Origin of the sequence: Blautia massiliensis (ex Durand et al. 2017) (assembly GCF_051861785.1) — a bacterium.
GTDB classification, from domain to species: Bacteria; Bacillota; Clostridia; order Lachnospirales; family Lachnospiraceae; genus Blautia_A; species Blautia_A luti_A.
On the sequence record NZ_CP146725.1, the window covers coordinates 3556704 to 3581542 of the forward strand.

Sequence of the window (24839 nt, forward strand, 5' to 3'; positions counted from 1 at the left end):
AGTTAAATGTCTAAACTACAGGACATCCGAAACTTGGTGCAGGAACATGCCGTATTGGTGAGTAGTTCGCCAGGGGATTGGATGGATTATATGGACACAGCATCAAGGTTATATCGTTATTCTTTTTCAGACCAGCTTCTGATCCATGCACAGCGTCCAGACGCAACAGCCTGTGCATCACTGGAACTATGGAATGAAAAGATGTTACGATGGGTAAATCGTGGTGCAAGAGGAATTGCCCTGTTTGATGAAACTTGGCAGAATACCAAACTTCGTTATGTGTTTGATATTTCGGATACCCACATGGTAGCCGGAGGCAGAAGCCCGTATCTTTGGAAGATGCAGGAGCACCAGAGAGAAGAGATCCTCACCCATCTGGCAGAGGTCTATGCTCTGGAAGAAAAGGATACAGCAACTTTGCAGGATGCATTGATGGCGGTCGCAAGGGAAATGGTCAATGACAATCTGGAAGAATACCTGGATGGATTGGAATATGCTGTAGAAGGTACTTATCTGGAAGATCTGGATGAGGTGACGATCCGCAGTGATTTTCGTCAGCTGGCAACAGACAGTGTTTACTATCTGCTTTCCAGGCGATGCGGGCTTGACCCGATGGAACTTCTGGAAGAAGAGGACTTCATGCATATCACAGATTATAACCGTCTGTCAGTTCTCACCTTCCTTGGAAATGCGGCAAGCCAGCTCAGTGAGAGTATTCTGATTGATATTGGAAAGACCGTACATAAAATTTCTCTGGAAGAAGCGAGAAAAGAGGTTGAAAATTCCAATGAAAGGAATTATAATAACTTTACCACGTTAATACACGAAATTAAAAACCAGGATGCAGAAACGAAAAAAGAAGAAAATATTGAAAATGAAGGAGGAACCGATTATGGAACTGACATATCATCGCAAGGGAGATTACCTGTTTCCGAATCTGACCGTCGAAGAGGAAGAAGTGACGATCGGGAAATATGGGATGCTGCGGAGGACATTTCTGAAAGAACACAAGAACAGCCTTTATCAGAGCCTGTTCCTGACCGGGAAGCTGAACAGCCATCTGGAACAGATCGAGAAAGCAGCACAGGAGAGAATGGACAGCCAGATGGAGAAACTGCTGGAGAAGAATCCGGCACCGGACAAGGAAGCAGATCCGATGGCATGGACAGCACACATGAACGCACTGATGGCAACAGCGGAAGAGAGCATCTTGACGGAATTGGTATACAGTTAGTCGAAGATACAAGAGAAGATGGATTGAGTAAAGCAGAGGAAGAGATCGCCTCTGCTTTATCTTTGCCCGAATATCCCACCGCAGATGAACAAAGGCGGCAGATCGAGGAAAGAGCAGCTGCCCTTTATGCCGGAGAAATCCAGATTCCAGAGGAAGTTGTCGATGAGATTTTACGGACAGGAGGAAACCGGAAAGCCAGCCAGCTCCGGATCATCTATAATTTCATGAGTGAACAGACACCGGAGGAATATACGGAGTTTGTGAAGCGTGAATACTGCAAAGGGGGAAAAGTTTTTCAGATTGATGGAAATGAATATTCGGTCTGGTTTGATGAAACCGGGATGCAGATCGCAGTAGGGCATACAGTTACAGACCATATCTTAGATAAGGCATTTTTATCATGGGAAGATGTCAGCGGACGTATCCATCAGCTTTTAGACCAGGGTGAATATGCACCGCAGTCTGTATTGGATGCGGCAAGAAGTAATGCAGTAAAAGAACACGCCCAGGCTCTTGCCTATATGAAAGGGGATATGGCAGAAGGAGTAGCGGAGATTGTTTTCGATGAGGAGGATTTACCACATCTTCGCAGTATCTATCCGGAGATCACGGATTATCTGGAAGAAAAGCTGGAGGATCTCCAGTGGCTTTCGGAACTGAATGAAAGACTGGATGCACCGGCAGAAGCCTATGAAGAAAATCATTTTATTATGCGTTTCCATCATTATAATCCTATAAATATCTCAAAGCAGTTTCAGAAGTTTGCGGATGAGGTGATTCCTTATCAGGCTAGGGAGGGCTTTGCCTGGAAAGAACATCCGATGTTCATTACACAGGATGAGATTGATGCTTATCTTGCAGGAGGTGGAGCGTATTCGCAGGGCAGGCTTAGGACGTATTCCTTTTATCTGCTGCATGAAGATGAAAGATCGAGGACAGGTTTTATCAAGGAACAGTATGGGATCGGTGGAAGCAGTCATGCACTGTCTGGTGCCGATGATTCACACGCAAACTATGATGGAAAAGGATTGTTTCTTGCAAGAGGTGCTTATGGGAATCCATATACGTCAATTTTATTATCCTGGAATAAAGTTGCAAACAGAGTAGATTATCTGATAAAGAATGACCAGTTCCTGCAGGCAGAAGATTATGCTCGTATGCCGGAATATGAACGGGAGCAGATGGCGAATAAGGTACTCCGCTTTTATGACCGTCTTCCGGAAGAGATAGACAGACCATTTACGGATGATTTCTTCTGGAAAAAACCAGGAAAAGAAATGGTGTCAGTTTTAGAGAATCCAGAGCAGACAGAAGAACTGTTACAGAAGATGGATGCAGCATTGGCAGCTCTTCCATTGGATTTTGAAGCGTATGGGACAAATTACCAGCAGAAAACAGAACTTCTTTCAGAACTTCACCAGTATGCAGAAGGAACCTATACGATTTTCCCGACACCGGAAGCAGAACCGTCTTTTGCGGAACCATCCGGACACCAGATGACCATGTTTGATTTCTTGGATACGAAGGCAGTGGCAGAACCGACCGTAGTAGATATGTCAGATGTGGAGGAAATAGAAGAGGAAGAGGTTACTGCCGAAGAAGATATTACGGAAAGTCAGGAACAGGAAAAAGCCGTGATAGAACCACACAACTTCCGTATCCAGGATAATGACCTTGGTGCAGGCGGTCCGAAGGCAAAGTATTACCTTAGAAGAACAGTTAAAAGAAGCGATTAGGAATATCCATGGCACGATCACGGAACTGGAACTTTCGGATACAGAGTTAGAAGAGGATGTTGTCTCTATCCCGGCAGACCCGGATGTAAAGAATTTCAGTTTTACCGTAGTGAATGAGGAAGTCTATTACCGGGAAAATTCTGTGATGAACCGCATGGAGCTTCCGGCAATGACAGCGGAACGTGTCAAAGGGATGGTGAAGATCCGTGATGTTACGAATGAACTGATCCGGTGTCAGATGGAAGAGGGAAGCGATGAGCAGATCACAAAGCTGCAGGAAAAACTCAATGAAGAATACGATACCTTTACAGCAAAATATGGTCTTATCAGCAGCAATGCCAATAAGAGGGCATTTAGTCAGGACAGTAGTTATTGTCTTTTGACTTCTCTGGAATTTCTGGATGATAAGGGAGAACTGAAACGGAAAGCGGATATTTTTACCAAAAGGACAATCCGCAGGGCAGAAACGGTGACTTCTGTGGATACTGCCAGTGAAGCCCTTGCTGTTTCCATTGGTGAGAGGGCAGGTGTTGACCTTTCCTATATGTCTCAGCTTTCCAGGAAAACAGAAGAGGAGCTTACCGAAGAACTGGCAGGGGTAATCTTTAAGAACCCGATTGGTGAAAAATGGGAGCCGTCGGACGAATATCTTTCTGGAAATGTGAGGGAAAAACTTCAGACCGCCAAACAGTTTGCAGAAGATCACCCGGAATATCAGGTGAATGTGCAGTATTTGGAGCAGGTACAGCCAAAAGATCTGGATGCGTCAGAGATTGAGGCAAGACTTGGGGCAACCTGGATCTCCGAGGATTACATTACACGGTTTATGGCAGAGACATTCCATACACCAAGATATTATGTAGGGAGCAAGGTCAAAGTCCAGTATGCCGAAGTGACCGGACAATGGAATGTTATGGGAAAGAATGTGGACAGCTACGGAAATGCCCTTGTTACTTCCACATATGGAACGCAGAGAGCCAATGCCTACCGCCTTTTGGAAGATGCCTTAAACCTTAGGGATACCAAGATTTATGACACGGTACAGGATGCCGAGGGGGAACACCGGGAATTAAACCGGAAGGAAACGATGTTGGCACAGCAGAAGCAGGAGCTGATCAAAGAGGAATTTAAAGAGTGGATATTTAAAGACCTGCACCGACGGGAAGATCTCTGTAAGATCTATAATGAACGATTTAACAGCATCCGTCCACGGGAATACGATGGAAGCCATATTCAGTTTGTCGGCATGAACCCGGAGATCACCCTGATGCCGCATCAGAAAAACGCAGTGGCTCATGTGCTGTATGGAAATAATACGTTACTGGCTCATTGTGTAGGAGCAGGGAAAACGTTCCAGATGATCGCAGCCGGTATGGAATCAAAACGGCTGGGACTCTCACAGAAAAATCTTTATGTTGTGCCAAACCATCTGACCGAGCAGTGGGGCAGTGATTTCCTACGTCTCTATCCGGGAGCAAATATCCTGGTGGCAACGAAGAAAGACTTTGAACCAGCAAACCGAAAACGGTTCTGTTCCCGTATTGCGACAGGGGATTATGATGCCGTGATCATTGGACATACACAGTTTGAGAAAATCCCTCTTTCAAAAGAACGGCAGATTGCCATGTTGGAAGATCAGATTGCGGATATTACGTTTTCCATTGAAGAAGCGGCACATCAGGCAGGACAGAATTATACCATCAAGCAGTTGGAAAAAACAAAGAAGAGTCTGCAGGCGAGGATGAAGAAACTCAATGACCAGACCAGAAAGGATGATGTAGTAACTTTTGAGCAGTTGGGCGTAGACCGGCTGTTTGTGGACGAAAGTCATAGTTTTAAGAACCTTTTTTTGTATACAAAAATGCGGAATGTGGCGGGTATCTCACAGACGGATGCACAGAAAAGTTCGGATATGTTTATGAAATGCCGGTACATGGATGAACTGACCGGCGGCAGAGGGATCACCTTTGCTACAGGTACTCCCGTATCGAACAGTATGACGGAGCTTTACACTATCATGCGTTATCTCCAGTATGACACACTCATGCGTATGGGTATGGGACACTTTGATTCCTGGGCGGCAACGTTCGGGGAGACAGTAATCGCAATCGAGTTCGCTCAAGTATTATAGGCATATGGAAGCAATTTTAATTCCATACAGAAATACGCTAAAAAACAAAGAAAAAGGAAATGTTGGAACAGACAGGAAGCAAGGAAGCCAGAAATAGATATGGATTAGCAAAGAAAAAAGGCAATAAATGAAGCATAAGTGAAAAGCGACAGAAGGTGCGAAAAGCATTTTCTGCTACCTCTTTCAACATTTAAAATGATAATGTAAAAGTAAGTGTTTGTTTAAGATAGTAATTTGAAAAAAGTTGATACTAAAAAAACGAAATACACAAAAACTACAAGAAAAACTGATAAAATAAAAAAAACGGAAAATAAGAGGTAGCTAAGAATGAAAAAAATTTTAATTATAGAAGATGATTTGGATATTCAAGAGCTGATACAGTTTTTTTTAGAGGATCAAGGGTATGAAGTGATTACGGCATCTGATGGAATAGATGGTATTGCGGTTTTTCTGAAAGAACAAATTGACTTGATACTGCTCGATATTTTACTTCCTAAAATGGATGGGTATGCAGTTTGTGAACTAATACGAAAAGAATCGGAAGTACCAATCATTATGATAAGTGCATTGGGAAGAGAAGAAGACCAGATAAAGGGATTTGAAATGCAAATAGATGACTATATCCCCAAGCCGATTTCTCTTCCAATTATGATAAAAAAAATAGAAGCTGTTCTGCGTAGATATGAAGGAGTAGATATAACAAAAGATCACGAGTTAAAATACAGAGAGATAATATTGATTGTAGGAAATTATCAAGTGAAAATAGGGAAAAAGTTAATTGATTTGACACAGAAAGAATATGAAATTTTGAAAGAATTGATTGAAAATCAGGGATGCGTGATAACAAGAGAGAGCTTTTTAAATCGTCTATGGAAATATGAATTTGAAGGTGAAGAACGTGCAGTTGACAATCATATCAAAAATTTGCGGAGAAAATTGGGAAAAGCAGGGGATTATATAAAAACGGTAAGAGGGGTGGGGTATCGAATTGATAAAGCTAATTAGAGAACATTTGTCTACAAAAATATTTATAATTACAGTATGCTTATTGATTACTGTTGGTAGTGCGATTTATGGAATGGTTGCATTGGGGATGTCACGGAGCTATTTTTTAGAGTTGGATAGAAGTTTGAGTAATCAGACGGAAAAAATGGTACTTCAATTATCGAATACTTCAGTGCAGGAAATAGATGGAATATTAAAAATGTTTGCATTGGAGCATGGGATTTCTATTGTCTTAAAAGATAGTGACGAAAAGGTACTTGGTATATATGGAGATATGGAATATTCACTGGCTCCTGGAACAGATGTAGAAGATATTCTGTTAGGCAGTGGGATAACGGAATCTTATTCCTGTAAGTTAACGAATGGAAAAACATATTGGATTCAAGTGTTTGGAAACAAGGAGAAAGTAAATATTGGACTGGAATCATTAAAAAGAATTTTACCTATGTTGGGGGCTATTACTTTTTTGGCAGCATTAGCTATTGCTGCTTTATACACAAAATATATTACGCGTTCAATTTTAAAGGTGAGTGAAGTTTCAAAAAAAATGGCAAATCTTGATTTTCGAGTTCGATATACAGAAGACCGGAGGGACGAGATTGGAATTTTGGGAGAAAATCTGAACGAACTTTCGGAAAAATTAGAGAGTGCTTTGGATGAATTGAAAGAAAAAAATACTGATTTAGAGAAAAGCATCAAACTTGAGCAGCAACTGGAACAACAACAAATGGCTTTTTTTTCAGCTGTTTCGCATGAATTAAAAACTCCGATTACAATTCTAAAAGGACAAATTCAGGGAATGTTATTAGAAGTAGGGGGATATAAAGACCGAGATAGATATTTAAAACGTTCTTTTGAAGTAGCTAATTCCATGGAGAATATGGTGCAGGAAATTCTGTATGTTTCAAAAATTAGAACATCGGGATTTGAGTTGAAATTGATAGATATACCACTTCACCAACTTGTTGAGAATGTGATTAAGGAACAGGAAGATATGGCTATTGATAGGGGATTACAGTTTCATATACGAATAGAAGAATCAACTTGGATACGGGCAGATGAAGCTCTTTTCACGAAGGTCATAAGTAATGTGGTAGGAAATGCAATTAAATATACGAATGAGGATGGAAATATATGGGTTGGAGTGTATAAAAGAGGTGAAGAAATAATTTTTTGGATTGAAAATGAAACGGAATCTATTGATGAGAAAGAAATTCCAAAATTATGTGATGCATTTTATCGTATTGATAAATCCAGAAATAAAAGAACTGGTGGAAGCGGCTTGGGATTATATATTACAAAAATGATTTTAGAACAGCATCAGTTTCCTTATTGTATTGAAAATACAGAAAAAGGCATAAAAGTGGAAATAAGATGTTATGAACCAACCAGAAGGCTGTTGTGACGGAAAATCACAACAGCCTTTTTATACATATAAAATACATAAAAAAAACGGGAAAATCATACATTCAATTTTTATAATATAAAGAAAAAATATGTAATGGAGGATTTTTTATAAATGAAGAAAAAAATATGTATAGTATTATGTTTGGGTTGTATAGGAACCGTATCAGTTGTTGGGTGCAGCAATAAAAATTTTGATTCAAAAGTAACAGGGGATAATCAGACAACTACCGAGAATGTATCTGATATACTGAATGATCAAGAGAAAAAAGAAGGCGGTTACGAGAACGAGTCAAGTAGTAATGCTGATGACAAAGAGAACTCAGCGGACGATTCAGAAGTGTTGGCAAATGCAGATTTGCGTGGAGCTGTTTTGGAATTTTCAGACACAGGATGTAATATCAGCATAGGGACGCAGACGGATGATGCAGAAATGGTTCCTGCTCCGGGAGCGGTTGTTGAAGAAATGAATCAGGTGAAAATAGTATATGGAGAAAATACCTATTTTCAGATTTCTCATTCAACGATGACGGGTATTACGCTTGAGGATTGCCGGAAAGAAGAAGTGAAAAAGCAGTCAATGCTCTATCTGTATGGGGATTACCAGGAGGATGGTACGTTTTTGGCTAAAAGGGTAATTATTGACCGATTTGAAAAGGAAGGAGAATGGGAATGAATTTTGCAGAAAGAGCATTCCGCTACCTTTTCAGGAAAAAAGGAAAAGCGATTATCTTGTTTTGGGTATTGCTTATTACCGAAACAATGATTTTATCTACTGTCACTATATTACGGGCATCCGAAGTAGCAAGAATTGAACTATTAGGGAAATCAAAAGCGAAATTGTTGATCGAACGGGAAAAAGCGGAGGAATTGTTTACGGATGATGAATACAAAAAACTTGAGAAACTGGAAAATGTGAAGGCGGTAAATCGAGTAGCAGAAGTGCAGTTATATCCAATGGATTTTAAAATTATAACGAAAAGTGAGAGTGTTGATGCAGACAACCAAAAATTGCGCATAATGGCCTACGATAGCCTTGAAGATGATGGCCCATTTGCTGACGGGCAAATTCATCTGACGAAAGGAAAATATCCTCGCAAAGAAGGTGAAATAGTAGTAAATCAGTTTCTTGCAGAAGTAAATCAATGGGAAATAGGGGAAACTGTTTGTTTCAAATCTCATTCAGGTGAACAATCACAGGCAAGCATATCAGGAATCTATATTTCGGGTATAGAAGAAAAGCAAGGGAAGGAACCATTAGCAGTAAACAGAATTGAAAATACAATTTATGGAAAACCCGAGTTCGTATGTCATTTACAAGAAACGTGCGGATATGAAAACTTAATCGTATATGTAGATAATCCAGAGCAGTTGAGCAGAACACAGCTAGAAGTAACACGCATTTTGAAAAACTATAGAGTGATGAAAGCAGATAACCTGTTTCAGAAAATGGAAATTCCGCTCTTACAAGTTGTTAGGGTTGTAAAAATGATGTTGGGATTATCGGTTGTATCGTCTGTACTTGTAATAACATTGCTTTTGTCTATGTGGATGAGAGCCAGAAAGAAAGAAATAGCAATTTATGTGAGTCTTGGAAAAACAAAAGTAGATTTGTTTATGCAGATTATTTTGGAATGCTTTTCAGTATTTGGATTTTCTACAATAATAGCTCTTTATACTGGAGATAAGATGCTGATAGTATTGGAAAAGTTTTTAGATTGGAAAAGTATTGGGGCTTTTACATCTATGCAAATATATGCACAAAATAAAGATATATGTTATCTCATATTATCAGGAACAATAATTTTATTGCTTTCTATTTCTATTTCACTTTTTCCAATATTATGTACAAAGCCAAAAAAAATTTTAGCAGAAATGGAGGGATAACATGAATGTTTTACAAAGAGGAGTACGTTCAGTGTTAAGAAAACCGATAAAAAGTATTATTCTATTGTTTATTGTAATTGTTATGAGTGGCCTATTTTTAGGTGCTATGGCAAGCCGTTCAGCAAGTATTTATACACAAGACGCTACAAGACAGGCAATAGGGGCTACCTTTCGCATAGAAGGAAATGAGGAGAATAGGAGAAAGCGATTAGATCAGGCAATGGATGTACTGGGTGATCGGGAGGGCAGTTATGGAGGAGTTACTCATAAATGGTTAGAAAATGGGGCGGATATGGTAGTTACAGATAACTCATTTGAGACGGTTAAGGAAGATGATGTAAAAAAAATAGCTCAGGTGGAGGGGATTGAGGAATATAATTTGATAACAATAGCAACTGTTGTGAATCCGGTCAATTTTTCGAGAATAGAAGATTCAGATATGGATCAAAGTACGGATGTAGGCGGTGTCAACCTACGAGGTAATCGCATAATGGAAATGGATATGGACGTATCTGCAGGTAAGATTTCACTGATTGAAGGAAGAATGATTGAAAAAGATGACAGGGATGTTTGTGTCATCTCGAAAGAATTGGCAGAACTAAACCATTTAAAAACTGGGAACTTATTAAAGTTTAATGATTACCATGACAAAGAACATTCCACAATATACAGTGCCGAGATTATCGGAATTTATGAAACAAAGCAAGAACGAAAATCTATTATGTATGGGGATTCTTATCGTCCAGAAAATACAATATTTACGGATATGAGTTTCCCGGAAAAACCATCCGGAAATGAAGGAAATCCTTTCTATCAGTATGCTATATTCAAAGTCCAAAATGCAGGGAAGTACGATCAAGTTAAAAAGTCTGTACAGAAAGCGAATATAGATTGGTCACGATATGACTTAATTGATAATAATGGAAATATTAAAAATATGACAGAAAATTTTGGGCAGATGGATCAGATGAGTATGGGATTATTACTAATAGTTTCAGTGTCAGGTCTTGTGATTTTAGTTTTAGTTTTTCTGTTTTGGATAAAAAATCGTACGCAAGAAATAGGAATTATGATGTCACTTGGAAAGTGCAAATTTGAAATATGGGTACAGTTTTTATGGGAAGCAGTAATGATAAGTATTATAGGGATGTTGTTATCCTTTGCAATTTCCCCAATTATTGCAGAGACTTCAGCTTCATATTTAGCGAAAGAAACGCAGACCTTAAGGTTAGAACAGCAGGAACAGGAAAATACTGGTACCTATATAGATGGATATATTGCACCGGATTTAAAAATACAAGATGTGGAGGTTCATATAACGAAAGAAATGGTTCTGATGGATATTGGGATGATATCAGGTATTTTGATTATTGCAGTATTAGTAGCAGGAATCACGATAATGAAGAAAAGGCCGAAGCAGATATTAAGTGAAATGAGCTGAATAACGGGGTAGGAGGTTATAGAAATGAGTAAAAATGCAGGAAACATTGTTCTTGAGGCAAAGAATGTTGTCTATTACTATAAGGCGAATAAAGGCAAAAAAGTTTTAGATGATATATCATATGGCTTTGAGATAGGAAAAATGTATGCCATTTTGGGACCAAGTGGTTCCGGTAAGACAACTTTTTTATCGCTTTTGGCAGGTTTGGATTCTCCGACGGATGGGGGAATTTATTATGAAGGGGTAAATATAAGAAAAAAAGGACTACACAACTATCGAAAGAAAAATATGTCATTGGTTTTTCAGAATTATAATCTGATAGATTATTTGACTCCAGAAGAAAATGTGATGCTGGGTGGAAAGAAAGACATAGAGAAAATTTTGGAAGCGGTTGGAATACCGAGGGAAGACTGGAAACGGCAGGTCTTACAGTTATCAGGAGGACAGCAGCAGCGAGTGGCTATTGCAAGAGCATTAGCAAGTCCTGCGAAGGTATTGCTTGCAGATGAACCTACAGGAAATCTGGATGAAGAAATTGCAGACGAAATTATTAAGATATTGATGAAAAGTGCGCATGAAATGGGAAAAAGTGTAATTGTCGTAACACATAGCAAAAAAATAGCTGATGCTGCAGATGTGGTACTTAAAATCCATGAGGGGAAATTGTATCATTTGGTTTAAGTGAATGTAAAGTTATAGTGTTTTATAGCATGAAATAATATGAGGTGAGCTGTATAGGAAAAATTTTATTGCTATCTTTTGATGGAGATGAAGAAAATTTAATAGAATCTGTTATTTCCATTTTGGATGCTGGTAGAGAAAAATTTATATTTCAAAAAATGAATCTAAAATCGAACTTACAACACAAGGGAATAATGCTTGACTTAGAGCGACGAGAGGTTATGCGGAATAATGATAAAATTGCCTTGACTTATACAGAGTTTGAAATCCTCCAGCTTCTCGCTCAAAATCCCGGCAGGGTATTCAGTAAAGAACAGATTTATGATATGGTCTGGCAGGAACCGTATTCCGGTGATTACAACATTGTGATGAGCCATATCAGCCATATTCGGGAAAAAATAGAGGATGATCCGAGTCATCCGGTCTATATTCAGACTGTGTGGGGAGTTGGTTATAAGTTTAATGAAAAAATGTGTGAATAATTAAATCAGATCCAGTGTTGTGTGACTGTCAAAAAATGATAGATATTTCTGATGGTTCGTGGTATGATAAAGACAGAAACATGAGTGCTATTTTAAGAAAGGGTGATGGTTATGGCATTGGCACAGGCAACGAAATCCCGTGAAACAACTTATACGATCAACGATGCAATGGATGTCCTTCTGTCAAAGCTGGATGAAGCCATTGACGATATGGAAAATGGCAGAGTGCAGACAGTGGAAGAAGCATGGGCAGAAATTGATGCAGTATAAGGGGTACGGATGGAAAACAAAAAATACAAAGTTGTCATTGCCCAGAGCGGCAAGCTGGATGTGAAAGAAAAAAAGAAATATATCCTTCAGCAATTTAAGTACCGGGAATATGCAGAAAACTTTTCCAAAAAGATTAAAAAAGCGGTTCTTGCACTTGATACACTTCCGACCGGGTATAATACAACAGGCTTCCGGTATCGTGGTTATGATATTTACATGAAACCGTGTGAATCCTATCTGCTGTTTTATACTGTGGATGAAGCAGTGAAAACAGTTACAGTTCTGCGTGTCATGCAGGATGGAATGGACTGGCAGTATATCATCAATCGGTGGCTGCGGGAAAACGCATAGGATATACAAAAAGATTATAGTGACAGGCAGTATTCAAACAGATTGGGTACCGCCTGTTTTTATGTCCGCTGAAAACAGATGGACAGCAGAAGAAAAATATTAGAAAATAACGGACAGATTGTGAAATTTAAAAGAGAAAAAACTTTTTCAAAAATATTCAAAAATATTGGAACATTTTAATGGGACTTCTGCCATGTATCAGTAGGGGGGTGATTTTGGATGAAAGATGTAAAAGAACAGAAGCAGAATGACAATGGAGAAATCATTGAAATGAAGCAGGGACAGGTGATAAAAATTCCAAAGAACAGCGGCAAAGCATGGCTGACATTATTTTATAGTCTGCCGCAGGAGTTTGTCAGCAAACGTCCTGTTTATCTGAACTTCCCACGCTGCCCTTATGAGGTGCTGCGGACGGATAAATATGACAGTATGATAAACAATGATACATTTCTGGAACTGGTATGGGATTGTGTGGCATGGAGCGCATGGCAGTATTTTGAAGTTCCATATCAAAAAGGCGGCTACCGGGAGATACCCGGCAGTGCGGCGCAGTATTCCGGGGACTTTCCGTTGTGGCGGCTCTCTTACTCTATGCTTCCGCTCCTGCGTGACAAATTTGAGGTCAGCGGATTTTCTTTCCAGCAGCTTTACAACGTGCCGGAGGGAACGGAACTTCCGTGGCTTACTTATCAGCAGTTTGGCAACCTGATCGGTACCCTCGTGCCGGAAATTATACAGGAACAGAACTGGCAGCCTATGATCGATGAAATCTGGAACAACCGAACCATTGAGGACTTCGATAAAAGGGGAAGTCAGGTAAAACTGGACTTCATGCGTTCGTGGGAACACAGCCGTTCCAGGAAAAAGGCGGTATCCATAGAGCAGCTTGCAGAGGATGCAGAAGAAAATAGCATAGACTTTGATATTCCGGATACAAGGAGTGCGTTTGAAAATTCGGTGTTGTCAGAGCTTCAGATTGCGGAGTTTGCTGCAGGGCTTTCCGAACGTGATAAAAAAGATTCTGGAAATGAAAATGAAGGGGCATAGGTTACAGGAGATTGCGGAAGCTGTAGGCTATAAGACACACGGTGCGGTGCTGAAAAGAATCCGCCATATTGCAGACTGTTATGAGGATTTTATCTCGGAAGAATATCAAAAATATCTGGAAACATTCTAATCCATCCATCCCATCGGCGGCTATCCTTACGATAGCTGCTTTCTTTTACCCATTTCCGGACAGGGGGTGATTTTTGTGGGGAAAGAATTATTTGAAACGCTGCCGGACGTGCTGGATGCAAAACTGCTGGCATCGGCCCTTTCTATTTCAAAGGCAGGAGCGTATCAGCTATTAAACCGTCCGGATTTTCCAACCTTGCAGGTGGGAGGGCGGAAACTTGTCACAAAGCAGAAGCTGGCTTTGTGGATGGAACAGCATACAAATAAAGCAAAACAGGCGGGAGCCGGAAAGGAGAAAAAAGCAGATGAAACTGACAAAGTATGAGCAGGAAACGATTATCAATTTTAATAATGATGAACAGGAAGCCAGTATTTATACAGCCAGCCCGCAGATGATGCGAAAACTGGATGCACTGGCTGCAGCTTATCCGGAGCATTACCAGGTGGTAGAGCAGACCGAAGTGAGTAAAACCTATTCCTGTGAAAAACACCTCATCAATCTTCGGAAACCGAGAAAGGTAAACGAGGAGCACAGCCAATGGGCAAGGCAGAGGATGCAGGAAATGAACCGCCATAAAAATGCGGGAAATTTATGAAAGAACCGCACACAGAGGTGACAGCTCTGTGTCAGGAAGAAAGCTGTCCGTGAAAATACGGAAATTAAGAAAAATAGAAAACCAAATGGCAGGAGAGCGGCTATGGACATGGAAAAGGTTCAGGCTGTTTTTTTATGCCATAAAATAAAAAATCAAACAGAAAAATGAGAAAAGGAGTATAAACACATGATAAAAAACAGGAATGAAACCAGTGCTGCAATGGATAAGGCACTGAAAAATCTGGAACAGGCAAAGGCAAGATATGAGGCAGAGCGCAAAAAGGAGAATGAGAAACGCAGGAAAGCACAGAACCATCATAAATATCTGATGGGCGGCATTGTTGCAAAGTATTTCCCGGAATGTTATCAGTATGAAGAAAAAGAACTGAATGTGATCTTGTCAGCGGCTCTTGCTTCGGCAGAGTGCAGGCAGGCGGTGGAAAACGTAAAAAGGATGGAGAAAAATGCGGATGAGATGGAAGATGAAAAAGACAGAAACGGCGGTCACGCCGATGAAACGAAGACAAAAGAAAACAGCGGCGGATACGCCAATTCAAAAGATTTTGCGGGTGGCAGTTTTTCGCAGGGAGTGTAAGCAGTATCTCCGGGAGTATGGGTTCACCCCAGTTATGGGGTGCGCACAGATAGACCACACTCCGTATGGTCTTGTGCGCTCTCCGAGGGCACCTGCGGTGGGCGTTGCCTGCCTTGCACCAGTCAAGAGGGGCAATAACCTTTCCCCTCCGTCCGCTGCGCTTCCTACCCCCTTGTATCCTTTGCATCTGCCCGTAACCCGGAAAACACACCCGGCTTTCGTCCATCTGCAAAGGCTTTTCTTGCAGCCCTCTATTTTACGGTAAGGGAGGAACTTTGTGAGTATGCGCACGAAATATGCCAGCACAAGGTTCAGCATTGTAAAGCGGAGCAAAGGGCAGTCGGCGGTAGATGCAGCTTCTTACATCAGCAGGAGTGTTCTTGTCAGCGAGTATGACGGGAAAACGTATCGCCCGAAATACCATGAAGATTTGGTGCATTGTGAAATCAATCTCCCGGAATATGCACCGGAGGAATGGCTGGACAGGGCAGTGCTGTGGAACTCTGTGGAGCTGAATGAGAAACAGAAAAATGCCCAGCTTTGCCGGACACTGAAAGCAGCACTTCCAAATGACTGGAGCTATGAGCTGGCAGAAGAAACGGTGCGGGATTATGTGCAGCGGAATTTTGTTTCCAAAGGGATGTGTGCGGACTGGGCAATCCATGATTCTGTTAATCAAAATGGCATCCATAACCTGCATTTCCATCTTATGCTCACCCTGCGCCCGGTGGAAGAAAACGGGAAGTGGGGAGCCAAGCAGAGAAAGGAATATATCCTTGATAAAGACGGCAATAAAATCCGCAATAAGTCCGGACGGGGATTTAAGAGCAGGGCGGTAGATGTGAATGACTGGAATGAAAAAGGTAATTCCCGGAAATGGAGAAAGGATTTGACGGACACCATCAATGTGGTGAATGACCGGATCGGACTGCCGGAGTACTGGGAACACCGTTCTTTTAAAGAGCTGGGACTGGAGCAGGAGCCGACCAGGCACTTAGGTCCGATTGCCAGTGCATTGGAGAGGAAAGGCATCCGTACCGAAAAAGGGGATGCGAACCGGGCAATCATGGAGCATAACCAGACGCTGCAAAGGGCAAGGATGTTCTATGATATTGCATGGAACAGTGTGAAAAATTTGGAGAAATGGGAACAGGAAAAAGCTGCGGAAGCTGCAAAGAATGCCGCAGAAAAGAAAGCAGGAAAAATGGCAGGAGACATCCTTGCGGCACAGGAAGGTGAAGCAGAACAGACGGCAGTTGGTTCGATACAGAAAGAAACTTCCGGTACAAAGGAAGTCAGCGTATTTGCAGCGATGAAAAATGAGGTTCTGGAAATGCTGGAATGTATTCTTGCAGCATTTGGAAGGCTTCATCTGCCGCTGATACAGGCACCGAATTTAAAAAAGGTAAGTAATCGTGCAGCACTGATGGATATTGAAAACGTGCGGAGGTTCGTGGAAGAAAAAGGCATTGACAGCTTTGAAGCACTGGAAACCTTTGCAGTACAGCAAGAAGCTTCCAAGAAAGAAGCAGAGGAAATCTGCAACAGAGATGGAAGGGAAATCCGGCGGTTAAAGGAACTGTCAGAGGCTTATGCCGCCTATGCTCCATACATTCCCATCCGTAATGAATATCTGCAGAAGAAAGGAATCGCACAGGCAGTTTATCACAGCCAGCATAAGAAAGAACTGGAAACGGCGAAAGAACTCCGTATTCCGGTCTATGAACTTCTTCGGGAAGGAGAAAAATTCACACCGAAAAAGTGGGAAGCACAGATCAAAGAGCTGACACAGGAATACGAGAAACAGTCCAGACGTTACGGCAGGAGTACCGTCAATCTTGCCTATGTGGAGTTGCTTCGTCATAACCGGAAGATAGATGAGCGGGAGCAGAAGAACAAAGACCAGTCCCAGAGCCGACAGCATGAAAAGATGGACAGGGGGCAGGAGCAAAAGAAGAAACGTCAGGAAATGGGACTTTAGATTTATACATCGTTAAGGAAAATCTGCCGGGATGTCCCCCGGCAGGCAGAAAGGAGATTGCAATGAGTAAAGATTGCAGGACTACGAAAAACAGAAACAATAGTTTGACATTTGGTGTGCTGGCAGGGATAATCCTCTGCCAGCATTGGTATTTATGGAGGGATTTTATGCAGAGAAAAGCAGGGAACCGCCGGAGAGAACCGATCCGCTATGTGGTGGAACATGTTTATTCCGGCAAGGAGAGCATGGAAAAGGTACTGACTGCCGTTAGTGAAGAAGCGGCGAAACAGAATGTAAAGGAGAAGCTGGAAAATCAGAAAAAGGTGGGATGAGAAAAGATGCAGATTTCACCGGAAAAATAAAATCAGCAGTTGCAGGAGGTGGCAGGAATCGCTATAATAAAGACAGCGTATTTCTGTCACTGGATATTGAAGAAACCACAGGAGGTCAATATGCAGACAACAGAAATCAGAGAAACATGGACAGCACTTTATGCAAGATTATCATTGGATGACGGCAACGTGGGCGAGAGCATGAGCATCCAGAGCCAGAAAGCGATCCTGACAAGAAAAGCAGAGGAACTGGGGATTTATAATTATCAGTTTTATGTAGACGATGGTTATTCCGGTACGAATTTCAACCGTCCGTCCTTTCAGCAGATGATAGCGGACATTGAAGCAGGAAAAGTTACCTGTGTGATCACGAAAGATCTTTCAAGGCTAGGTAGGAACTATCTGGAGAGTGGCGCTTATATCGAGGTATTTTTCCCAAAACATCAGGTACGGTATATCGCCGTCAATGACGGTGTGGATTCTGCAAACAGCGGGGAGATGGATATTACCCCGTTTAAGAACATTCTTAATGAGTTTTATTCAAGGGATGTTTCCAAAAAGGTGAAGTCAGGTAAATACATCCGGGCAAGCCAGGGAAAATTCATGGGAACACACGCACCATTCGGGTATCAGAAAGACCCGGAGGACAAAAACCACCTGATTGCCGATGAGGAAACCGCACCAACCGTCCGTTATATTTTCCAGCTTGCACTTCAGGGAATGGGAAACAATAAAATCGGGAAAATCCTTTATGAACAGAAAATCCCAAAGCCGGCATATTATAAGCCGGAATACTTCGGAAAGTTTCTGGTAAAAGAAGATGATGCCTATAACTGGAAACAGGAGACCATCATCCGGATTTTACGAAACCCGCTTTACAAAGGCTATTTCTGGGTGCAGAAATATGATAAGAAGCATTTCAAGCAGGAAACAAGGGGGTATATCCCCATGAGTGAGCGTACCATTATTCCCAGTGACCATGATGCACTTGTTGATGAACACACATGGGATACGGTGCAGGAAATCCTTGACCGTCATACGAAAGTCAAGCCCTGTACTTCCGGGTATGAGAATAAGTTCCGGGGCATTTTAAAATGTGCCGACTGCGGAAGTACCCTGATGGTGCATACCGATGGCAGGAATAAGGAGAAGCCAGTCATTGAACGGACTTTTTACCAGTGCCGCATTTACCGTGTGAGGGGAACCGGGTTCTGCAGCCAGCACCGCATCAATGCGGACGATCTGGAGGAACTTGTACTTGCGGACATCCAGACCCATGCAAAAAGGGTCATAAAAAACAGGGAGAAATTCATGCGGAAGGTATTGGGGCAGATGGATACGACAGCGGCGAATAACCGGGAAAATATCCAGAAAAAGCTGGAGAAACTGGAGAAAAAGCTCCTCGAATCGGACAGACAGTTCATCAAGCTGTATGAGGATTTTACAAAGCAGCTTGTGTCAGAACAGCAGTTCCGGATGTTGTCCACTCATTTTGAACAGGAAAAGAAAGAAACAACCGAAGAAATTGAAAAACTGAAAACTACGGCTGACAATCTGAAGGACAGCACCTGCAAAGCGGAACAGCTTGCCAATGAAATGGTGGAATGTGCAGAGATCAAAGAGCTGACCACAGCCATAGTAAATCGTCTTATCGAAAAGATTGAGGTATCTGAACCTCAGACCATCGACGGAGAGAAAGTCCAGAATATCAGGATTTTCTACAAGTTCGTTGGAGAAATCAATTAAATTTCCATAATGTACCTATAATTCAAGAGCCATTGAATTGTCACCGGAAGGGACGGGCTATCGTGCAAAAACACGGTTTGCCCGTTTTTTTAATCTTCCAGAGCTGATCTCCATTTTTAAGGAAGCTGCTGATATTCAGACATCGGATATGCTGAATCTTCCTGTACCGGAAGCAGAGTTTATCAATGAAGTCTTAAAACCAAGTGAAGAACAGCAGGAAATGGTCAGTGCCTTTTCGGAACGTGCGGAAGAAGTAAGAGCCGGTCTTGTGAATCCAACGGTGGACAACATGCTCAAGATTACCAATGACGGAAGAAAATGTGCATTGGATCAGAGGCTATTAAATGAACTCCTTCCGGATGCAGAAAAAAGCAAGGTCAATACCTGTGTGGAAAATGCTTTTCAGGTATGGGACGAGGGAAAAGCAGATCGGACAACACAGCTGATCTTCTGTGACTTGTCTACTCCAAAAGGGGATGGGACTTTCAATGTATATGATGATGTCCGAAACAAACTGGTTGCCAGGGGAATCCCGAAAGAAGAGATTGCGTTTATCCATGAATACAACACGGAGACAAAGAAAGCAGATTTGTTTGCAAAGGTACGGGCCGGGCAGGTGAGAATCCTTATGGGTTCCACTCCAAAACTCGGTGCTGGTACCAACGTACAGGACAGGCTCATTGCCCTCCATCACCTTGACTGTCCGTGGAAGCCGTCTGATGTAGGACGGATTTTGCGGACATTCAAAATAAAAAAGAATGTGGAGGTAACAGACAATGGCAAAATCATTATTTGAGGAACTGGGCGGCAAATACGAAAGGCAAGGGGATTATTTGATACCGTGCTTAACTGTACCCGCCGAAGAAGAACAGGCAATAGGCATCTGGGGGCAACGGCATTTAGATTATCTAAAACAGTACCGTAAAGTTACATACACCAATCTTCTTACAAGCGGCAGGCTAAACGCCTACCTTGCCGACATCAACAGACAGGCACAGGAACGCTTTGAAAGGCTCATAGAGGGTATGAAACAGGCACAGGGCATAACGGAACAGCTAAAGGCAGAAAACGCCTTAGAATGGACAGGATGCCTCAATAACATAAGGGCTTGTGCGAGGGAGATTGTGGAAAAGGAAATTATTTTTGCATAAACAGATGATTAGTGGCAGGGGGAAATCCTGCCGCTTTTTCTGCTTTAGTTTGTCAGCTTGACAAATAAAGGGTTAAGGAATATAATTAGATTCAGTATTATACAAGGAGTTAATAAATATGCGGCAAGGTATTCTTAAATAAACTGTCAATTTGATAGTGGGAACAAAAAGTAGCAGTCCCGTTTCACTTTTAATATGGGGCTTAGTTTTTTGTACCCAGTTTAAGAATACTTTTATCATGTAATTTTATATGCCCGAAAACATATAAGTGTTTTGGGGCTATTGGAGTTATTTACCCAGTGATAGGAGTATTTATCACTGGGTATTTTTATGCCCTTTTTTGGGTGTTGATAGGAGGAAAATCACATGAAAATAATTAACTTAGGCATTCTGGCTCACGTTGACGCAGGAAAGACAACATTAACGGAAAGTTTATTGTATACCAGTGGTGCAATTGCAGAACTAGGGAGCGTAGATGAAGGCACAACAAGGACAGATACAATGAATTTGGAGCGTCAAAGGGGAATCACTATCCAGACAGCAGTGACATCTTTTCAGTGGGAGGATGTAAAAGTCAACATTATAGATACGCCAGGCCATATGGATTTTTTGGCGGAAGTATACCGTTCTTTATCCGTATTAGACGGAGCAGTATTATTAGTTTCTGCAAAGGATGGCATACAGGCACAGACCCGTATACTGTTTCATGCACTACAGATAATGAAGATTCCGACAATTTTTTTCATCAATAAAATTGACCAAGAGGGGATTGATTTGCCAATGGTATATCGGGAAATGAAAGCAAAGCTTTCTTCGGAAATTATAGTGAAGCAAAAGGTTGGGCAGCATCCCCATATAAATGTAACGGACAATGACGATATGGAACAGTGGGATGCGGTAATTATGGGAAACGATGAACTATTAGAGAAATATATGTCAGGGAAACCGTTTAAAATGTCAGAACTGGAACAGGAAGAAAACAGGAGATTCCAAAACGGAACGTTATTTCCCGTTTATCACGGAAGCGCTAAAAACAATCTGGGGATTCGGCAGCTTATAGAAGTAATTGCCAGTAAATTTTATTCATCAACGCCTGAAGGTCAATCTGAACTATGCGGGCAGGTTTTTAAGATTGAATATTCAGAGAAAAGGCGGCGTTTTGTTTATGTGCGTATATATAGCGGAACATTGCATTTGAGGGATGTTATTAGAATATCTGAAAAAGAGAAAATAAAAATCACAGAGATGTGTGTTCCGACAAACGGTGAATTATATTCATCCGATACAGCCTGCTCTGGTGATATTGTAATTTTACCAAATGATGTTTTGCAGCTAAACAGTATTTTGGGGAACGAAATACTGTTGCCGCAGAGAAAATTTATTGAAAATCCTCTCCCTATGCTCCAAACAACGATTGCAGTAAAGAAATCTGAACAGCGGGAAATATTGCTTGGGGCACTTACAGAAATTTCAGATGGCGACCCTCTTTTAAAATATTATGTGGATACTACAACGCATGAGATTATACTTTCTTTTTTGGGGAATGTGCAGATGGAAGTCATTTGTGCCATCCTTGAGGAAAAATATCATGTGGAGGCAGAAATAAAAGAGCCTACTGTTATATATATGGAAAGACCGCTTAGAAAAGCAGAATATACCATCCACATAGAAGTCCCGCCAAATCCTTTCTGGGCTTCTGTCGGGTTGTCCATAGAGCCGCTCCCTATTGGAAGCGGAGTGCAGTATGAAAGCAGAGTTTCACTTGGATATTTAAATCAATCGTTCCAAAATGCGGTTATGGAGGGGGTTCTTTATGGCTGCGAGCAGGGGCTGTATGGATGGAAAGTGACAGACTGTAAAATCTGTTTTGAATATGGATTGTATTATAGTCCTGTAAGTACCCCCGCAGACTTTCGGCTGCTTTCCCCTATCGTATTGGAGCAGGCTTTAAAAAAAGCAGGGACAGAACTATTAGAGCCATATCTCCACTTTGAAATTTATGCACCGCAGGAATATCTCTCACGGGCGTATCATGATGCTCCAAGGTATTGTGCAGATATTGTAAGTACTCAGATAAAGAATGACGAGGTCATTCTGAAAGGAGAAATCCCTGCTAGATGTATTCAAGAATACAGGAACGATTTAACTTATTTCACAAATGGGCAGGGAGTCTGCTTGACAGAGTTAAAAGGATACCAGCCAGCTATTGGTAAATTTATTTGCCAACCCCGCCGCCCGAATAGCCGTATAGATAAGGTTCGGCATATGTTCCACAAGTTAGCTTAACAGCTTGCAAAAGTCATATAAAATGAGATTTGAAAGGATTAGAGACTAATTATGATGAAATGCGAATGGATATTGTGTCCTGTTTGTGGGAGCAAAACCCGTAATAAAATTAGGAAGGACACTGTTTTGGAGAATTATCCCCTTTATTGTCCAAAATGCAGACAAGAAAGATTGATTAAAGTTGACAACTTGAAGATAACTGTCATCAAAGAGCCAGACGCTTAAGACGCAGAGCCGATGAAATTGTGGAACAATTCACGAATCATCGGCTCTTTTTGTTTCGTATTTGAAAGAACAAACTCACCAAATAAAAAAAACGATATTCGGGTGGGTTATTTTGTTATACCCTAAATTACCCTCTGAATTTGTTTTTAAATTTGGAGGGATTTTTTTATGTCCTTTTTTCGGGCAGTTATCTATCTGCTCATACGAAGCAAAATTTATCAATACATAGCATATCAGAGAACGGCAGGAAACCAGTTAAAAAATTTCTGCCAGTGCAACGGTACTTCTCACCTTGAAAGTAGAAGTACAATCTCCATACAATAGAATTACTATTTCCTATAACCGTAAAGGTCACAGAGCCTTTGCGGTTTTTCTTTTGTCGATTTTTGTTGGAAAGTGCCGTAGGGCTGTTTCTGATATGCGGTGTCGTTCTCCGCCTCTCCATCTGGATTTTTTACATTTCAAAAATTCAGATGGGAGGTATTTATGGTGAAATATGCACCAAGAAAGGTATATATCAGAGAAAGTGGCGGCTATGTGGAATTATCCTACACGGAGTTCTGCCGTTGCAGGGAATCCGACCAGACCTATATGGACAAGCTGTTTATCCCCATTCAAGGCTGTCTGCTTGAAGTCGTGAGGGAGCAATACACAGACTTCTACCGTGACAAGGAACGGTGGCGTTATCTGCAAAAATTAGATACAAAGAATAGACTGCTATCTCTCGACGGATTTACGGACAGCGAGGGGAATCCTCTGGACTTTATCACTGATGAAGCGGTGGACATTGCAGAAACCGTTGTCAATGCGGTCATGGTGGACAGGCTGAAAGCCGCCCTGCCTTTGCTGTCGGATAGTGAACAGGAGCTGATACAGGCAATCTTTTTTGACGGACTTTCCGAGCGTGAAGTCGGGGCGAGGTTGGGCATAACCCAGAGCGTTGTAAACAAACGCAAAGCCAGAATCCTAATAAAACTAAGAAAGATAATAGAAAATTAAAATTTAAGGCGTTCAGCCCCCTTGTTTTTTCCTTTGGGAAGATGAGGGGGCTTTTCTCTGCCCTCTCAATCAATTCTGATTGGAGGAAGTAAGAATGGCATACAACCACGGACGGGAGGACAGGAAATGGCGTATCTGGAAAGAAGCGGAGGAAAAGCTGCTGCGTGAGTGCGGCGTTGATGAAGCGACCATTGAGCAGATACGCATGGCGGACAGGGCAGACTTCAATTCCAACAGGCGGTTTTACCGATGGACGAATGACGTTGCGGAATATCTTGAGGACATGGCAGGCAGGGAGCGGCAGGCGGAAGTGGGTACGGTTGCGGAGTTACTGGAAGAGATTGAGAGCGAAAATCTCTATCAAGTATTAGTCACGGTGGACGGGCGTACCTTGAAAATCGTCCTGCTGAAAATGCAGGGGTATTCCACAAAGGAGATTGCCCCGCTTGTGCATTTGACGACTGGTGCCATCTATGCGAGGTTAGACCATCTGCGGAAGAAGCTGCGGAAAATTTTATAGCTTCTAAAACAGCCTGCCATCCTGCGGGCTACTGGGTGAGGGATGGAAATCCCCTCACTCATTTTTTGCAGGAGGACAACAGGATGGCATACAGGGTTAAGGCATACACGCTTCGGGAGGAATCCACGGAAAGCGGCACAAGGTATTTTATCAGCTTTAAGGACGGGCAGGGCAAATCCCACGAGTTGGAAGTGTCGGAACAGTTCTTTATGGAGTTTCGGCAGATGGAGCGCAGGAACAGGAATCTTTTCTAATGGGACGAGCGGCACAGGGAGTTTAACGAGGTATGGGACGAAACCCTTTACAGACGGGCGTTGCGTGTGCCTAAGAGCCTTGATGAACGCATGGTTGAGGAAGAACGGAATGAAACGCTCTATAAGGCGGTTGGGAGCCTTCCAGAGATACAAAGGCGGCGTTTCCTGCTCTACTACGAGTATGAGTTCAATTTTTACCAAATCGCCGCTATGGAGCATTGCACCGCTTCGGCAATACAGAAATCTGTTGCGATTGCAAAGGAGAAAGTAAAGGCGGAAATTGAAGAAATATCTCCAACCGTGACCGACACCGCCCGAAAAAGAAATCTGTTTTTTATTTGTGTGGGATTGGCGGCA

At 41.8% G+C, this 24839-nt stretch carries 22 protein-coding genes and 3 pseudogenes; all 25 read left to right on the plus strand.

All coding sequences use genetic code 11. The features are described 5' to 3' along the window. Positions 1-6: 6 nt before the first annotated feature. Positions 7-5089 (plus strand): annotated as a pseudogene (locus tag V9W66_RS16745) (DEAD/DEAH box helicase family protein); the annotation flags it as partial. A 339-nt stretch (positions 5090-5428) separates the two neighbouring features. Beyond that, positions 5429-6106, plus strand: a complete 678-nt coding sequence (locus V9W66_RS16750) for a response regulator transcription factor (protein ID WP_055056588.1) — start codon at positions 5429-5431, stop codon at positions 6104-6106. Further along, positions 6090-7511 carry a HAMP domain-containing sensor histidine kinase gene (locus V9W66_RS16755; protein WP_055056589.1) on the plus strand — a complete coding sequence of 474 codons (1422 nt, stop codon included), beginning with the start codon at positions 6090-6092 and terminating at the stop codon, positions 7509-7511. Before V9W66_RS16750 ends, V9W66_RS16755 begins: the two co-directional genes overlap by 17 nt. 114 nt (positions 7512-7625) lie before the next feature. After that, entirely contained in the window at positions 7626-8186 is a 561-nt protein-coding gene (locus V9W66_RS16760; protein WP_055056590.1) for a hypothetical protein, read from the plus strand. Continuing rightward, the gene (locus tag V9W66_RS16765; RefSeq protein WP_055056591.1) at positions 8183-9397 is read left to right on the plus strand and encodes an FtsX-like permease family protein; all 1215 of its coding nucleotides are present in this window, start codon (positions 8183-8185) and stop codon (positions 9395-9397) included. The genes V9W66_RS16760 and V9W66_RS16765 overlap by 4 nt, the downstream gene beginning before the upstream one ends. 1 nt (position 9398) lies before the next feature. Then, positions 9399-10838 (plus strand): ABC transporter permease, encoded by a 1440-nt coding sequence (locus V9W66_RS16770; protein WP_055056592.1) that lies wholly within the window; start codon positions 9399-9401, stop codon positions 10836-10838. A 45-nt stretch (positions 10839-10883) separates the two neighbouring features. After that, complete coding sequence (locus V9W66_RS16775) at positions 10884-11519, plus strand: ABC transporter ATP-binding protein (RefSeq protein WP_055056639.1); 636 nt, start codon at positions 10884-10886, stop codon at positions 11517-11519. Positions 11520-11587: 68 nt separating this feature from the next. Then, positions 11588-12001 (plus strand): winged helix-turn-helix domain-containing protein, encoded by a 414-nt coding sequence (locus V9W66_RS16780; RefSeq protein ID WP_179979061.1) that lies wholly within the window; start codon positions 11588-11590, stop codon positions 11999-12001. A gap of 111 nt (positions 12002-12112) precedes the next feature. Beyond that, positions 12113-12271 carry a hypothetical protein gene (locus V9W66_RS16785; RefSeq protein WP_154108127.1) on the plus strand — a complete coding sequence of 53 codons (159 nt, stop codon included), beginning with the start codon at positions 12113-12115 and terminating at the stop codon, positions 12269-12271. A 9-nt stretch (positions 12272-12280) separates the two neighbouring features. Further along, the gene (locus tag V9W66_RS16790; RefSeq protein ID WP_055056593.1) at positions 12281-12622 is read left to right on the plus strand and encodes a type II toxin-antitoxin system RelE/ParE family toxin; all 342 of its coding nucleotides are present in this window, start codon (positions 12281-12283) and stop codon (positions 12620-12622) included. Positions 12623-12841: 219 nt separating this feature from the next. Further along, positions 12842-13669: a hypothetical protein gene (locus V9W66_RS16795; RefSeq protein ID WP_144093997.1), complete on the plus strand. Its 828-nt coding sequence runs from the start codon at positions 12842-12844 to the stop codon at positions 13667-13669. Then, positions 13656-13799, plus strand: coding sequence for a hypothetical protein (locus tag V9W66_RS16800; protein ID WP_186290054.1), 144 nt, complete (start codon positions 13656-13658; stop codon positions 13797-13799). Before V9W66_RS16795 ends, V9W66_RS16800 begins: the two co-directional genes overlap by 14 nt. Positions 13800-13874: 75 nt before the next feature. Next, entirely contained in the window at positions 13875-14123 is a 249-nt protein-coding gene (locus V9W66_RS16805) for a hypothetical protein (protein ID WP_055056595.1), read from the plus strand. Next, positions 14104-14394 carry a hypothetical protein gene (locus V9W66_RS16810; RefSeq protein ID WP_055056596.1) on the plus strand — a complete coding sequence of 97 codons (291 nt, stop codon included), beginning with the start codon at positions 14104-14106 and terminating at the stop codon, positions 14392-14394. Before V9W66_RS16805 ends, V9W66_RS16810 begins: the two co-directional genes overlap by 20 nt. Positions 14395-14580: 186 nt before the next feature. Continuing rightward, positions 14581-14988: a hypothetical protein gene (locus V9W66_RS16815; RefSeq protein WP_070102271.1), complete on the plus strand. Its 408-nt coding sequence runs from the start codon at positions 14581-14583 to the stop codon at positions 14986-14988. A 283-nt stretch (positions 14989-15271) separates the two neighbouring features. Beyond that, on the plus strand, positions 15272-16969 hold the full coding sequence (locus V9W66_RS16820) for a MobA/MobL family protein (RefSeq protein WP_243121693.1): 1698 nt from the start codon (positions 15272-15274) through the stop codon (positions 16967-16969). 167 nt (positions 16970-17136) lie between these two features. Then, on the plus strand, positions 17137-17301 hold the full coding sequence (locus tag V9W66_RS16825) for a hypothetical protein (protein ID WP_155512691.1): 165 nt from the start codon (positions 17137-17139) through the stop codon (positions 17299-17301). Positions 17302-17421: 120 nt separating this feature from the next. Then, complete coding sequence (locus V9W66_RS16830) at positions 17422-19047, plus strand: recombinase family protein (protein WP_055056598.1); 1626 nt, start codon at positions 17422-17424, stop codon at positions 19045-19047. 28 nt (positions 19048-19075) lie between these two features. Next, a pseudogene (locus V9W66_RS16835) lies at positions 19076-19843 on the plus strand (DNA methylase); the annotation flags it as partial. After that, positions 19824-20198 (plus strand): TnpV protein, encoded by a 375-nt coding sequence (locus V9W66_RS16840; protein ID WP_001129922.1) that lies wholly within the window; start codon positions 19824-19826, stop codon positions 20196-20198. The pseudogene V9W66_RS16835 and the gene V9W66_RS16840, both read left to right, overlap by 20 nt. 366 nt (positions 20199-20564) lie before the next feature. Continuing rightward, positions 20565-22484, plus strand: a complete 1920-nt coding sequence (tet(O), locus tag V9W66_RS16845; protein ID WP_000691758.1) for a tetracycline resistance ribosomal protection protein Tet(O) — start codon at positions 20565-20567, stop codon at positions 22482-22484. A gap of 54 nt (positions 22485-22538) precedes the next feature. Continuing rightward, complete coding sequence (locus V9W66_RS16850) at positions 22539-22709, plus strand: cysteine-rich KTR domain-containing protein (protein ID WP_004614788.1); 171 nt, start codon at positions 22539-22541, stop codon at positions 22707-22709. A 489-nt stretch (positions 22710-23198) separates the two neighbouring features. Beyond that, positions 23199-23708, plus strand: coding sequence for a sigma-70 family RNA polymerase sigma factor (locus V9W66_RS16855; RefSeq protein WP_105116765.1), 510 nt, complete (start codon positions 23199-23201; stop codon positions 23706-23708). A 94-nt stretch (positions 23709-23802) separates the two neighbouring features. Beyond that, positions 23803-24228 carry a sigma-70 family RNA polymerase sigma factor gene (locus tag V9W66_RS16860; protein WP_000323895.1) on the plus strand — a complete coding sequence of 142 codons (426 nt, stop codon included), beginning with the start codon at positions 23803-23805 and terminating at the stop codon, positions 24226-24228. Positions 24229-24311: 83 nt separating this feature from the next. Beyond that, positions 24312-24786: pseudogene (locus V9W66_RS16865) on the plus strand (RNA polymerase sigma factor). The last annotated feature ends 53 nt before the right edge of the window (positions 24787-24839 follow it).